We start from the raw sequence: 12,907 nt of genomic DNA, 5'->3' as shown, positions 1-12,907 counted from the left end.
CGGCTGCCATCGGGCTAGAGGCCCCCTCGCACCGCCGCCGGTCCTCGGTCGGCTCACTCATAGCTGTTTGGAAGAGGCCCGAAGCACTCCATGGCTCGCAAGAAAATCGCGCTGATCGGCGCCGGCAACATCGGCGGAACCCTCGCTCACCTCGCCGCCCAGAAGGAATTAGGCGACATCGTCCTGTTCGACGTGGTCGAGGGCGTGCCCCAGGGCAAGGCGCTCGACCTGTCCCAATGCGGGCCGGTCGAGGGCTTCGATGCCAAGGTCACCGGCTCGAACGACTATGCCGACATCAAGGGCGCCGACGTCATCATCGTCACCGCCGGCGTCGCTCGCAAGCCGGGCATGAGCCGCGACGACCTCCTCGGCATCAATTTGAAGGTGATGAAGGCGGTCGGTGAGGGCATCAAGGCCAACGCGCCCGACGCGTTCGTCATCTGCATCACCAATCCCTTGGACGCGATGGTCTGGGCGCTGCGCGAATTCTCGGGCCTGCCGCACAATAAGGTCGTCGGCATGGCGGGCGTTCTCGACAGCGCGCGCTTCGCCACCTTCCTCGCGCAGGAGTTCGGGGTCTCGGTCCGCGACGTCAACGCCTTCGTGCTCGGCGGTCATGGTGACACGATGGTCCCGGTGACCAGCTACACCACTATCAGCGGCATCCCGGTCGACGACCTCGTCAAGATGGGCAAGTCGTCGAAGGAGAAGATCGACGAGATCGTCAAGCGCACCCGCGGCGGCGGCGGCGAGATCGTCGCGCTTTTGAAGACCGGCTCGGCCTATTATGCCCCGGCGACCAGCGCGATCGCGATGGCCGAGGCGTACCTCGGCGACCAGAAGCGGATCCTGCCCTGCGCCGTCTATGTCGAGGGCAAGTACGGTCTCGACGGCCTCTACGTCGGCGTGCCGGTGGTGATCGGTGCCGGCGGCGCCGAGGAGATTATCGAGATCGCGCTCGACGACGAGCAGAAGCAGAACCTTCAGGTCAGTGTCGATGCGGTCAAGGAGCTGCTCGACGCCTGTAAGCAGATCGACGGCTCGCTGGCGTGATCAGGAGAACTTTGATCGCGACGGTTCTCGCACTAACGGCAGTGCGGGCGGACGCTGCGATGCCGGTCTCACCGCTGGCCGACATTTATCAGAGTTATAATGACTGTATTGCAGTGGCCTCTCCTGTCGGGATCGATCAAGCGAAGCTTGCGTCGCTCGGCTGGGTTCGGGCAACCTCGCAGGCATCCGATGGCAAGCCCATTGCGGGCGCTCCGCTGATTTACGGCAAGGCTGACCGAAAGCCGCTTATCATTCTGTCCGATCCCAGCGGTGAGGGACTTTGCATCGTTATGGCACGGCTCTCCAATCGCGCGGCCTTCGGGGAATTTCTGAAGGCTTGGCACGGCGCGCTACCCGCGGCCGATGGCAACGGCGCGATCAGCTTCCGTGACGAAGGCCACATTGTTCAGATCCGTCAGACTGGCACGGACCGTGAGCCTGGTCTGAGCATGGCCGTAATGACCCCGGAGACGAAATGAGCATTCTCGTAAATCGCAAGACCAAGGTCATCACCCAGGGCATGACCGGGGAGACCGGCACTTTCCACACCCAGCAGGCCCTCGCCTACGGGACGCAGATGGTCGGCGGAGTCACCCCCGGTAAGGGCGGCTCGACCCACATCGGCCTGCCCGTGTTCGATACCGTGGAAGAGGCGGTTGCCCGTACCGGTGCCGATGCCAGCGTCATCTACGTTCCGCCGCCCTTCGCCGCGGACTCGATCCTCGAGGCGATCGACGCCGAGGTGCCGCTGATCGTCTGCATCACCGAGGGCATCCCGGTGCTCGACATGGTCAAGGTCAAGCGCGCGCTCGACGGCTCCAAGTCGCGGCTGATCGGGCCGAACTGCCCGGGCGTCCTCACCCCCGAAGAGTGCAAGATCGGCATCATGCCGGGCAACATCTTCAAGAAGGGCAGTGTCGGCGTCGTCAGCCGCTCGGGCACGCTGACCTACGAAGCGGTGTTCCAGACCTCGAACGAGGGCCTCGGCCAGACCACCGCGGTCGGCATCGGCGGCGATCCGGTGAAGGGCACCGAGTTCATCGACATGCTCGAGATGTTCCTCGCCGACGACGCTACAAGATCGATCATCATGATTGGCGAGATTGGCGGCAGCGCCGAGGAAGACGCCGCCCAGTTCCTCGCCGACGAGGCCAAGCGCGGCCGCTCCAAGCCGACCGTCGGCTTCATCGCCGGCCGCACCGCCCCGCCGGGCCGCCGCATGGGCCACGCCGGCGCGATCGTCTCGGGCGGTAAGGGCGACGCGGAAAGCAAGATCGCGGCGATGGAGGCCGCTGGAATCCGCGTGTCGCCGAGCCCATCTGAGCTCGGCAAGACCTTGAAGGCGCTGTTGAACGGCTAAAAGGGTAGCGGGGCCCCGGTGGCATCCGGGGGACGGAGAGTAGCTGTGACTGACCTATTCGAAGCTGAGCAAGGACCGAGCTGGGAACGGCCCAATTGGCCGGTGACGGCGCTCGACGACCTCAATCTCGGGCTCGATCCGACCGAAGCCACCATCGAGCAGGTCAAGCAGGGCGCCAAGGCCGTTGCCGCCGCGACCGGCGTGATCGACGAGGCCGCGCTCCACAGCGCCGCCGACGACAGCGTCCGCGCGATGATGCTGATCCGCACCTATCGGGTGCGAGGCCATCTCGCCGCCGATCTCGACCCGCTCGGCCTGTCGCACCGCGAGCTGCCCGCCGACCTCACCCCTGAGTATCACGGCTTCACCGCCGCCGACCTCGACCGCCCGGTTTACATCGCTGGCGCGCTCGGCCTCCAGACCGCCACCGTCAACGAAATCGTCGCCACCTTGCGCAAGAATTACTGCGGCAAGATCGGCGTCGAATATATGCACATCAACGATCTTGGCGAGCGCCGCTTCCTCCAGGATCGGATCGAGGGCCGCGACAAGGGCGTCAGCTTCACCCCCGAGGGCAAGCAGGCGATCCTCGAGAAAGTGATCCACGGCGAGCAGTGGGAGCGCTTCCTCGCCAAGAAGTACGTCGGGACCAAGCGCTTCGGCCTCGACGGCGGCGAGAGCATGATCCCCGCGCTCGAGAGCGTGATCAAATATGGCGGCCAGCTTGGGGTCGAGGAAGTCACCTTCGGCATGGCCCACCGCGGCCGCCTGAACGTCCTCGCCAACGTCATGGGCAAGCCCTACCGCGCGATCTTCAACGAATTCGCCGGCGGCAGCGCCAACCCCAAGGACGTCGGCGGTTCGGGCGACGTCAAATATCACCTCGGCACCAGCTCGGATCGCGAGTTCGACGGGGTCAAGGTCCACCTCTCGCTCCAGGCCAACCCGTCGCACCTCGAGGCGGTCAACCCGGTCGTGCTCGGCAAGGCGCGCGCGGTGCAGGTGATCAAGGAGGACGCGCAGGGCGACAAGGTCCTGCCCGTGCTGCTCCACGGCGACGCGGCCTTCGCCGGCCAGGGCATCGTCTGGGAGTGCCTGAGCTTCTCCGGACTGCCCGGTTACGGCACCGGCGGCTGCCTCCACTTCGTGATCAACAACCAGGTCGGCTTCACCACCTCGCCGCAATTCGCGCGCTCGTCGCCTTACCCGTCGGACGTCGCCAAGGGGATCATGGCGCCGATCCTCCACGTCAACGGCGACGATCCCGAGGCGGTCACTTTTTGCTGCAAGCTCGCGATCGAGTTCCGGCAGGAATTCAACCGCGACATCGTCATCGACATGTGGTGCTACCGCCGGTTCGGCCACAATGAGGGCGACGAGCCGAGCTTCACCCAGCCGCTGATGTACGACGCGATCCGCCAGCATCCGCCAATCAGCAAGCTTTACGCCGACCGGTTGATCGCCGAGGGCGTGATCGATCAGGCGTGGGCCGACGCCAAAACGGCCGAGTTCACCCAGTTGCTCGAGGGCGAGTTTGAGGCCGGCGCCACCTACCTCCCCAACAAGGCCGACTGGTTCGAGGGCCGCTGGTCGGGCCTCAAGCGTCCCGCCGAGCCGGTCAGCGGCCGCCGCAACACCGGCACCGCGATCGACGCCGAGGAGATGGAGCGGATCGGCGAGGTGCTGACCACCATCCCCGCCGACTTCGCGATGCACAAGACGCTCCAGCGGATCATCGAGGCCAAGCGCCAGATGTTCGGCAGCGGCGCCAACTTCGACTGGGCGACGGGCGAGGCACTCGCTTTCGGCGCCTTGCTTGCCGAGGGCCACAACGTTCGCCTGTCGGGCCAGGACAGCGGCCGCGGCACCTTCTCGCAGCGCCATGCGGTGTGGACCGACCAGCTCAACGGGTCGAAGTTCGTGCCGCTGACCCGCGTCAACAGCGGCCGGTTCGAGGTTCGCGACAGCCCGCTGTCCGAGTTCGGCGTGCTCGGCTTCGAATATGGCTACAGCCTCGCCGACCCGCGGACGCTGGTGTTGTGGGAGGCGCAGTTCGGCGATTTCGCCAACGGCGCGCAGGTCATCATCGACCAGTTTATCGCCAGCGGCGAGGCCAAGTGGCTGCGCGCCAGCGGGCTCGTCCTGCTCCTCCCGCACGGGTTCGAAGGGCAGGGTCCCGAGCACAGCTCGGCCCGGCTCGAGCGCTATCTGCAACTCTGCGCCGAGGACAATATCCAGGTCGCCTACCCGACGACCCCGGCCAATTACTTCCACCTGCTCCGGCGCCAGTTGCTGCGCGACTTCCGCAAGCCGCTGGTGGTGATGACGCCCAAGTCGTTGCTGCGCCACAAGCTGGCGGTTTCGAGCGCGGCCGACTTCACCGGGGAAAGCCACTTCAAGCGGATCCTCTCCGACCTCAACCCGCCGGCCGAGGGGCAGACCCGCCGCCTCGTCCTCTGCTCGGGCAAGATCGCCTACGAGCTGATCGAGGCCCGCGACGCCGCCGGGGCGACCGACATCGAGATCGTCCGCCTCGAGCAGCTCTATCCCTTCCCCTCGGAGCCGCTGGTCAAGCGGCTGCAGGCGATGCCCGCGCTGGAAGAAGTCGTCTGGTGCCAGGAAGAGCCGCGCAACAACGGCAGCTGGTTCTTCGTCGAAAGCTACATCGAGGAAGCGCTCAAGGCCGCGGGCAAGGACTTCCGTCCGCGCTACGCCGGTCGCGCCGCCTCAGCTTCGCCTGCCACCGGCCTCGCCAAGCGCCATGCGGCCGAGCAGGCCGCGCTGATCGGCGACGCGCTCGGCACCCCGCAATCGACCAATGCCGCGGTGGAGGCTAAACAGCCTGCCGCGGCCACTGCCAACTCCTGAGGAATTCGATGGGCATCGAAGTCAAAGTCCCCACGCTCGGCGAGAGCATCACCGAAGCGACGCTTGGCCAGTGGCTCAAGAAGCCGGGCGAGGCGGTCGCGGTCGACGAGCCGATCGCCAGCCTCGAGACCGACAAGGTCTCGGTCGACGTGCCCTCGCCGGTGGCAGGCACGTTCGGCGAAGCGCTGGTGGGTGAGGGCGATACGGTCAACGTCGGCGCGGTGATCGCGACCATCGCTGAAGGTGCCGCGGCGGCTCCCGCCGCTGCCGCGCCCAAGGCCGAGGCTGCCCCGGCGCCGGCCGCGCCGGCCGCTGCGCCGGCTCAGGGCCATGAAGTCACCGACGAGCAGGCGCAGGCGCTTCGCCTGAGCCCCGCCGTCCGCCGTGCGGTGCAGGAAAGCGGCGTCGACCCGGCCGGCCTCACCGGCACCGGCAAGGACGGTCGCCTGACCAAGGAAGACGTGTCCAAGGCCGCCGGCGCGCCCACCGCCAAGGCGCCCGACGCTCCGGCCGCGGCGCCCGCTGCGCAGGCAGCGGCCCCGGCCACCGGCAGCCGCTCAGAAGAGCGCATCCGCATGACGCGTCTGCGCCAGACGGTCGCCAAGCGCCTCAAGGACGCACAGAACACTGCCGCGTTGCTGACGACCTTCAACGACGTCGACATGACCGAGGTCATCGCGGCCCGCGCCCGCTACAAGGATTTGTTCGAGAAGAAGCACGGCATTCGCCTCGGCTTCATGGGCTTCTTCGTGAAGGCGGTGGCGCTCGCCGCGCGCGACGTTCCCGCGGTCAACGCCCGCATCGAAGGCGACGAGATCGTCTATTCGAACTACCTCGACGTCTCGGTCGCGGTGTCGGCGCCCAAGGGCCTCGTCGTCCCGGTGGTCCGCTCGGCCGACCAGATGAGCTTCGCCGAAATAGAGAAGGCGATCGCCGGCTACGGCAAGAAGGCCAAGGACGGCACGCTCACCGCCGACGACATGAAGGGCGGCACCTTCACCATCTCCAACGGCGGCGTGTTCGGCTCGCTGCTCTCGACCCCGATCATCAACCCACCCCAGTCGGCGGTGCTCGGCATGCACCGGATTGAGGAGCGCCCGGTGGTCAAGGACGGCCAGATCGTCGCCCGCCCGATGATGTATCTCGCGCTCTCCTACGACCACCGGCTGATCGACGGCCGCGAGGCGGTCACCTTCCTCGTCCGCATCAAGGAAGCGATCGAGGACCCGACCCGCCTGCTGATCGATCTCTGACCGTCGTCCCGGCGAAGGCCGGGACCTCAGCGAATGAATGGCGCGACGGGCAAGCTGAGATCCCGGCCTGCGCCGGGATGACGAGGAATTTATGGCTGACGATAATTACGACTTTGACGTTCTGGTGATCGGCGCCGGCCCCGGCGGCTATGTCGCGGCGATCCGCGCCGCGCAGCTCGGGCTCAAGACCGCCTGCGCCGAGAGCCGCGAGACGCTCGGTGGGACCTGCCTCAACGTCGGCTGCATCCCGTCCAAGGCCTTGCTCCACGCCTCCGAACTGTTCGAGGAAGCCACCCACGGCCATTTCGCCGCCTGGGGCATCAGCGGCGACTTCAAATTCGACCTCGACAAGATGCACGGCGGCCGCAGGGACGCGGTCAAGGGGCTGACCCAGGGCATCGAATTCCTGTTCAAGAAGAACAAGGTCGAGTGGCTCAAGGGCCGCGCCGCCTTCACCGGCAAGGACAGCGTCACCGTCGGCGACCGCATCGTGCGCGCCAAGAACATCGTCGTCGCCACCGGCTCGTCGGTCACTCAGCTGCCCGGCGTCACCGTCGACCAGGACCGCATCGTCGACTCTACCGGCGCGCTCGAACTCGCCCAAGTCCCGAGCCACCTCGTCGTGATCGGCGGCGGCGTGATCGGGCTCGAGCTCGGCAGCGTCTGGCGCCGCCTCGGCGCCAAGGTCACCGTGGTCGAATTCCTCGACCAGATCCTCCCCGGCATGGACGAGGAAGTCCGCAAGGAATCGAACAAGATCTTCAAGAAGCAGGGCTTTGAGTTCAAGCTCGGCACCAAGGTTACCGGCGTCATTCGCGAGGGCGATACGCTCAAGGTCGCGGTGGAGCCCGCCAAGGGCGGCGCGACGGAAGTCATCGAGGCGAGCCACGTCCTCGTCGCCATCGGCCGACGCCCGAACACCGACGGACTCAACCTCGAGGCGGCCGGCCTCCAATTGAACGCCAAGGGCCAGATCGAGACCGACCACAGCTTCCGCACCACTGTCCCCGGCATCTGGGCGATCGGCGACGTCATCCCCGGCCCGATGCTCGCCCACAAGGCGGAGGACGAGGGCATCGCGGTGTCCGAGAACATCGCCGGCCTGACCGGCATCGTGAACCACGCGGTCATCCCGTCGGTGGTCTACACCACGCCCGAGATCGCGGGCGTTGGCCTGACCGAGGAACAGGCGCGCGCCGGAGGCGAGGTCAAGGTCGGCAAGTTCCCGATGCTCGCCAACAGCCGTGCCAAGACCAACAAGGAGCCCGACGGCTTCGTCAAGGTCGTCGCCGACGCCAAGACCGACCGCGTGCTCGGCGTGTGGATGATCAACAACCTCGCCGGCACCATGATCGCCCAGGCCGCGCAGGCGATGGAATTCGGCGCGACGTCCGAGGACATCGCCTACACCTGCCACGCCCACCCGACCCACGCCGAAGCCTTCAAGGAAGCGGCGATGGCGGTCCGCGGCAAGCCGATCCACGTCTGAGGAAGCACCGGCCATGGCGAAGCTCCACGACGACTGGACGGTGCTTCCCCATGACCCGCTGCAAGAGGTCGCGCCCGGGCTGCTGACCGTTGTCGGGCAGATCCCGATGCCGCTCGGCAATTTCCCGCGGCGGATGACGGTGGTCGCGCTGAGCGGCGACCACACCGCCATCTTCTCGCCGATTTGCCTACCCGAGGCCGAGATGGCGCGGATCGAGGCGCTCGGGCAGCCGGCCTTCCTGATCGTCCCCAACCCCGCGCACCGCCTCGACCTCAGGCCGTTCCACCGCCGCTATCCCAAGGCCGCGATCGTCGCGCCCGAAGGGGCCCGGGCCAAAGTCGCCGAGGCGGTGCCGGTGACCACCACCACCGCCGACCTCGGCACGGGGCGGACGCTGATCACCGTGCCCGGGCTCGATGCGATCGAGTTCGTCCTGAGGGTCGACGACGCGGGCGAAACCAGCCTCGTCACCAACGACATCATCGGCCACGTCCGCTCGCCACGCGGGGTGGGGGCGTGGATCATGGCCCGGCTGATGGGGTTCGGCCCGGCGTCGCAGGTCCCGCGCGTCGCGCGCCGGATGTTCGTCAAGGACGCGCCCGCGCTCGCCGCTCAGTTCGAGTTGTGGGCCGCGCTCCCCGACCTCAGGCGCATCATCCCCTCGCACGGCGACATCATCGAGCGCCCCGCGCCCGTGCTGCGGACGCTCGCCCGCTCGCTGACCCAGTAGGTGCGCCTCCGCAGGACCCTGCGCCGTTGGCACGTCTGGCTCGGCTGGCTCATTGGCCTGCCATTGCTCTTCTGGACTGTGTCCGGCGTCGTCATGGTGTGGAAGCCGATCGACGAAGTGCGCGGTTCCGACCTGCTAGCGCCCGTCGCGCCCATCCGGCTGACTGGCCCGGCCGTGGCGCCGAACGTCGCCGGATTGCCGCTTGACCGGCTGAGCCTCGAATCGCGCGCCACCGGACCGCGCTGGGTCGTGGCGATGCGCGACGGTCCGACGCGACTGGCCGACCCCAACAGCGGCTTGCTGTTGCCACCGCTCGGGCCTGCCGATGCGGCCAGCGAGGTCATGGCCCGCTATCGCGGCACCGCCACGGTCGTTCGCGTGTCTCGCACCGATGCCGCCCACCCGCCACTCGAATTGCGCCGCCCGGTCGCGGCCTATGAAGTCGATCTCAGCGATGGGACCCATTTCTTCGTCGACGCGGCCTCGGGCGAGGTGATCGCCCGCCGCACCCGGTGGTGGCGCTTCTACGACTGGATGTGGGGTCTCCACATCATGGACCTGGGTGAGCGCGAAAACACGCACAACCCGTGGGTCATCGGCTTCGGACTCGCCGCCTTGGCGGGCACGATGCTTGCGCTGTTGCTGCTGCCGCTGACGGTGCGCCGTCGCCGCGCTAGGACAGCAGCGCCACCAGCCTCGCGAACCAGCCGAGGTCCTCGGCCTTGACCCGCGCCGTCGGCGGGGTCGCCGGGCCGCATTCGAGGCAGCGCACCTGGATGGTCGGCCCGCTCAGCACTTCGCGCGCCTGGGCGAGCCCGCTCATCAGTTCGGCGGTGCCGCGGCCACCCAGCACCGCGAAGCCATCGGCCTCGTTGGCGGTGCTGCTGTCGTCGTCATCGCGGAAGGCCGAATAGAGCGCCGACTTCCAGCTCTTGGGCCGGTCGAGGTAGGTTACCCCGCGCTCGTCACCCAATTTGGCGAGCTCGGCAGCCTTGGCGATCGCCTCGTCCATCCCTCCGAAGCTGTCGACCAGCCCCAGTTGCTTGGCCTGGCCGCCGGCCCATACCCGCCCGCCGGCGATGGCGTTGATCTGCTCGGGCGTCTTGCCGCGCGCCTTGGCGACGATGCCGAGGAAGTTGGCGTAGATCGAGTTGACGCCCATCTGCAGCAATTGCCCGGCCTCAGGCGAGGGGCCGCGCAGCAAGTCGGGCTCGCCCGACTGCGGCGTCGTCTTCACCCCGTCGGCGCCGACCCCCAGCTTCTGCAGCGTGCCCTGGAAGCTTGGCAGCACCGCGAACACGCCGATCGAGCCGGTGATGGTCGACGGCTCGGCGATCACCTGGCTGGCCGCGGTCGACACCCAGTAACCGCCCGACGCGGCGACATTGCCCATCGAGGCGACCACCGGGATGCCCTTGGCCTTGGCCGCGAGCAGCGCCGCGCGGATCCGCTCGGACGCGGTGACCGAGCCGCCGGGCGAATCGATCCGCACGACCAGCGCCTTCAGCTTGCCACTGCGAACGCCCTTTTCGATCACGTTGGCGATGCTGTCCCCACCGGCGGTGCCGAGCGGCGCCTTGCCGTCGACGATCGTGCCCGCGACCGTGACGATCCCGATTGGGCCGTGGTCGTCGTCCTTGACCTTGTCGTTGACGTAGGCGGGGAGGGCGATGTGCTTGTAGCCGCCGCGCTCCTTGTCGGCGGCGCCGCCGAGCTCGGCCAGCCGCGCCTCATATTGTTGGCGCTCGCCGACCTTGTCGATCAGGCCAGAGCGCAGCGCCGCCTGGGCGAAGTCGCCCCCGGCGGCGGTCACCACCCCCGCCATGTTCTGCAGATAGGGGTCGATCGCCGCCTTGGGCCGCGCGGTGTGAACGTCCTCGCGCCACGTTTCTAGCAGATTGGCGGCAAGGCTCTGCGCATTCTCGCGCGCCTCGGGCGACATGTCGTTGCGGATGTAGGGCTCGACCGCGCTCTTGAAGGCGCCGACGCGGTAGACGTTGGCGGTCACGCCCAGCTTGTCGAACAGGCCCTTGTAGTAAAGGTTGGTGCCGCCCGGCCCGGCCAGCGCGACGGTGCCGAGCGGGTTGAGCCACACTTCCGAGGCGTGGGCGGCGAGCTGGTAGCTGTCGTCGGTGTAGGCGGTGGCGTAGGCGACCACCGGCTTGCCCGCGCGGCGGATGCCGTCGAGCGCTTGGCCGACATCGTGTAGCGCCGCCTGGCCACCGCCGCCGAAGCTGTCGAGGTCGAGCGCGACCGCCTTGACCCGGTCGTCGTCCTTGGCGGCGATGAGCGCGGCGCGGAGCTGGCGCAGGCTGTACTGGCGCGGCGCGCTGCCGCCGCCGAACGCCGCCACCGGATCGCTCTCGCTCGGCTGCTCGACGATCGCGCCCTTGAGCGCAAGGTCGAGCACGCCGTCGCCGACGGGGGCCGGGCGGTGCGACAGGATCGCGTAGAGCGTCCCGAAGAACAGCAGCATGAAGAGCAGGACCAGCGCGTCCTTGATCCCGACCAGCAGATGCCAGACCCCACGCACGAACTTCATCGAACCGCTCTCCTGATGCGGCGTGGTGGTTAGCCGAGCCCGCGGGCCCGCGCCATAGGTGACGCGCGTCCTGCCCCACGCTAGGGCAGCGCTCATGCCGCGCGCCCTCGCCGCCGCTCCCGCCGGCTGGCGCGAGGAGTTGAGCGCCAGCCTCGCGCTGGCCTGGCCGCTCGTGCTCTCCAACCTCGCCGCCAATGCGATCACCACCACCGATGTGCTGATGCTCGGCCGGCTGAGCGCCCGCGCGCTCGCCGCCTCGGCGCTCGCGGTCAATTTCTACAGTCTGATCCTCTTCACCGGGGTCGGCCTTAGCTACGCCATCGCGCCGATGATCGCCTCCGCGCTCGGCCGCCGGGTCGAGGCGGTGCGCGAAAGCCGTCGCAGCTTCCGCATGGGGCTGTGGCTAGTCGGCTTCTACAGCCTCGCCGGAATGCTGCTGCTGAGCCTGGTCGAGCCGCTCTGCCACCTGCTCGGGCAAGACCCCTTGCTCTCGGCCGATGCCGGCCGGTTCATGGCCGTGCTGCGCTGGGCGCTGCTGCCCGGCCTGCTGGTCTTCCTCTTCCGCACCGCGCTGACCGCCTTTGGCCGCACCCCGGTCACGCTGGCGGTCGCGCTCGGTGGGGTGGCGCTGAACGTGCTGCTCAACTGGGCGCTGATCTTCGGCCACCTCGGCCTCCCCGCGCTCGGCATGGAAGGCTCGGCGCTCAGCACCGTCATCACCAACACCGCCATGGCCATCGCGCTCGGGCTGGCGGTCGCACGCATGAAGCGGTTGCGGCTGATGCACCTGTTCGGCCGCTGGTGGCGCCCCGACTGGCCGCGCTTCCGTGAGCTCGTCCGGCTCGGCACCCCGATCGCGCTGACCTGGTCGTTCGAGGTCAGCGTCTTCTCCTGCGCGGTCTATCTGATGGGGCTGATCGACACCGTCTCGGTCGCCGCCCACGTCATCGCCCTGCAGATCGCCGCCTTCGCCTTCATGGTGCCGCTGGGGCTCAGTCAGGCGGCAACCGTTCGCGTCGGCTACGCCCACGGCGCGCGCGACCCGCGCTGGATCGGCCTTGCGGGCCGGGTCGCGCTCGGCTGCGCGCTCGGCTTCGCGCTCGTCTCGGCGCTCGTCATGTGCCTGGTTCCGCGCCAGCTTGCCGGGCTGTTCCTTGACCTCAGCGAACCCGGCAGCGCCGCCGTCCTCGCGCTGGCGGTTGAGTTCCTGCTGGTCGCCGCCGTCTTCCAGCTCGCCGACGGCGCGCAGGTGATCGGCGCGGCCGTGCTTCGTGGCCTGCACGACACCCGCGTCCCGATGCTGTTCGCGGCGTTCGGCTATTGGGCGATCGGGCTCGGCTGCGGCGCCGCGCTCGCCTTCCTTACGCCATTGAAGGGGGTCGGGATCTGGATCGGCCTCGCGCTCGGCCTCGGCGCGGTGTCGCTGATGATGTGGTGGCGGTGGAGCCGCCGCGCTGCACTTGGGCTGGTCCCCGCCTCCTGAACTTTTTCACTGCCGCCACCCGTTGACAGGGGCGGGGGCGGCACCCAAATGCGCAGCGTCGCTGGCACTCTCCCAAGGTGAGTGCCAAGGCGAAATGGTTCAACTCTAAGAGCAACAAAGGGGCTCCAG

The 12,907-nt window shown here is 68.2% G+C and carries 10 protein-coding genes; 9 read left to right on the top strand and 1 reads right to left on the bottom strand.

What is annotated here, in order from left to right; genetic code table 11:
- Positions 1–90 precede the first annotated feature (90 nt).
- From mdh to GCU42_RS05945, 8 genes are all read left to right on the top strand, one after another.
- Positions 91–1,053 carry a malate dehydrogenase gene (gene mdh / locus GCU42_RS05980; protein WP_114226686.1) on the top strand — a complete coding sequence of 321 codons (963 nt, stop codon included), beginning with the start codon at positions 91–93 and terminating at the stop codon, positions 1,051–1,053.
- 11 nt (positions 1,054–1,064) lie between these two features.
- Positions 1,065–1,532 (top strand): hypothetical protein, encoded by a 468-nt coding sequence (locus GCU42_RS05975; RefSeq protein ID WP_152569473.1) that lies wholly within the window; start codon positions 1,065–1,067, stop codon positions 1,530–1,532.
- Complete coding sequence (gene sucD / locus GCU42_RS05970; protein ID WP_114226684.1) at positions 1,529–2,413, top strand: succinate--CoA ligase subunit alpha; 885 nt, start codon at positions 1,529–1,531, stop codon at positions 2,411–2,413. Before GCU42_RS05975 ends, sucD begins: the two co-directional genes overlap by 4 nt.
- A gap of 45 nt (positions 2,414–2,458) precedes the next feature.
- Entirely contained in the window at positions 2,459–5,281 is a 2,823-nt protein-coding gene (locus tag GCU42_RS05965; protein ID WP_114226683.1) for a 2-oxoglutarate dehydrogenase E1 component, read from the top strand.
- 8 nt (positions 5,282–5,289) lie between these two features.
- Positions 5,290–6,534: a 2-oxoglutarate dehydrogenase complex dihydrolipoyllysine-residue succinyltransferase gene (gene odhB, locus GCU42_RS05960; RefSeq protein WP_114226682.1), complete on the top strand. Its 1,245-nt coding sequence runs from the start codon at positions 5,290–5,292 to the stop codon at positions 6,532–6,534.
- Between the two features lie 91 nt (positions 6,535–6,625).
- The gene (lpdA, locus tag GCU42_RS05955) at positions 6,626–8,023 is read left to right on the top strand and encodes a dihydrolipoyl dehydrogenase (RefSeq protein ID WP_114226681.1); all 1,398 of its coding nucleotides are present in this window, start codon (positions 6,626–6,628) and stop codon (positions 8,021–8,023) included.
- A gap of 13 nt (positions 8,024–8,036) precedes the next feature.
- Entirely contained in the window at positions 8,037–8,753 is a 717-nt protein-coding gene (locus tag GCU42_RS15000; protein WP_162789148.1) for a hypothetical protein, read from the top strand.
- Positions 8,754–9,479, top strand: coding sequence for a PepSY domain-containing protein (locus GCU42_RS05945; protein WP_114226680.1), 726 nt, complete (start codon positions 8,754–8,756; stop codon positions 9,477–9,479).
- On the opposite strand, the gene sppA is transcribed toward GCU42_RS05945, so the two are convergent.
- Positions 9,427–11,295: a signal peptide peptidase SppA gene (gene sppA, locus GCU42_RS05940; protein ID WP_114227740.1), complete on the bottom strand. Its 1,869-nt coding sequence runs from the start codon at positions 11,293–11,295 to the stop codon at positions 9,427–9,429. The two genes, GCU42_RS05945 and sppA, sit on opposite strands and share 53 nt — an antisense overlap.
- A 94-nt stretch (positions 11,296–11,389) precedes the next feature.
- On the opposite strand from sppA, the gene GCU42_RS05935 reads away from it, so the two are divergent.
- A complete protein-coding gene (locus GCU42_RS05935) occupies positions 11,390–12,778 on the top strand; it encodes an MATE family efflux transporter (RefSeq protein WP_114226679.1) in 1,389 nt (462 codons plus the stop codon).
- The last annotated feature ends 129 nt before the right edge of the window (positions 12,779–12,907 follow it).

Source organism: Sphingomonas ginsengisoli An et al. 2013, assembly GCF_009363895.1.
In the GTDB taxonomy this organism is placed as follows: domain Bacteria; phylum Pseudomonadota; class Alphaproteobacteria; order Sphingomonadales; family Sphingomonadaceae; genus Sphingomicrobium; species Sphingomicrobium ginsengisoli.
Note: the sequence above shows the minus strand (reverse complement) of the source record. Positions and strands in the feature narration are given on the sequence as shown.

What these genes read in the sequence shown, in the direction of transcription:
- GCU42_RS15000 (WP_162789148.1), top strand. Translation starts at nt 8,037, where the DNA reads ATGGCGAAGCTCCACGACGACTGGACGGTGCTTCCCCATGACCCGCTG.
- mdh (WP_114226686.1), top strand. Translation starts at nt 91, where the DNA reads ATGGCTCGCAAGAAAATCGCGCTGATCGGCGCCGGCAACATCGGCGGA.
- GCU42_RS05935 (WP_114226679.1), top strand. Translation starts at nt 11,390, where the DNA reads ATGCCGCGCGCCCTCGCCGCCGCTCCCGCCGGCTGGCGCGAGGAGTTG.
- odhB (WP_114226682.1), top strand. Translation starts at nt 5,290, where the DNA reads ATGGGCATCGAAGTCAAAGTCCCCACGCTCGGCGAGAGCATCACCGAA.
- lpdA (WP_114226681.1), top strand. Translation starts at nt 6,626, where the DNA reads ATGGCTGACGATAATTACGACTTTGACGTTCTGGTGATCGGCGCCGGC.
- sucD (WP_114226684.1), top strand. Translation starts at nt 1,529, where the DNA reads ATGAGCATTCTCGTAAATCGCAAGACCAAGGTCATCACCCAGGGCATG.
- sppA (WP_114227740.1), bottom strand. Translation starts at nt 11,295, where the DNA reads ATGAAGTTCGTGCGTGGGGTCTGGCATCTGCTGGTCGGGATCAAGGAC.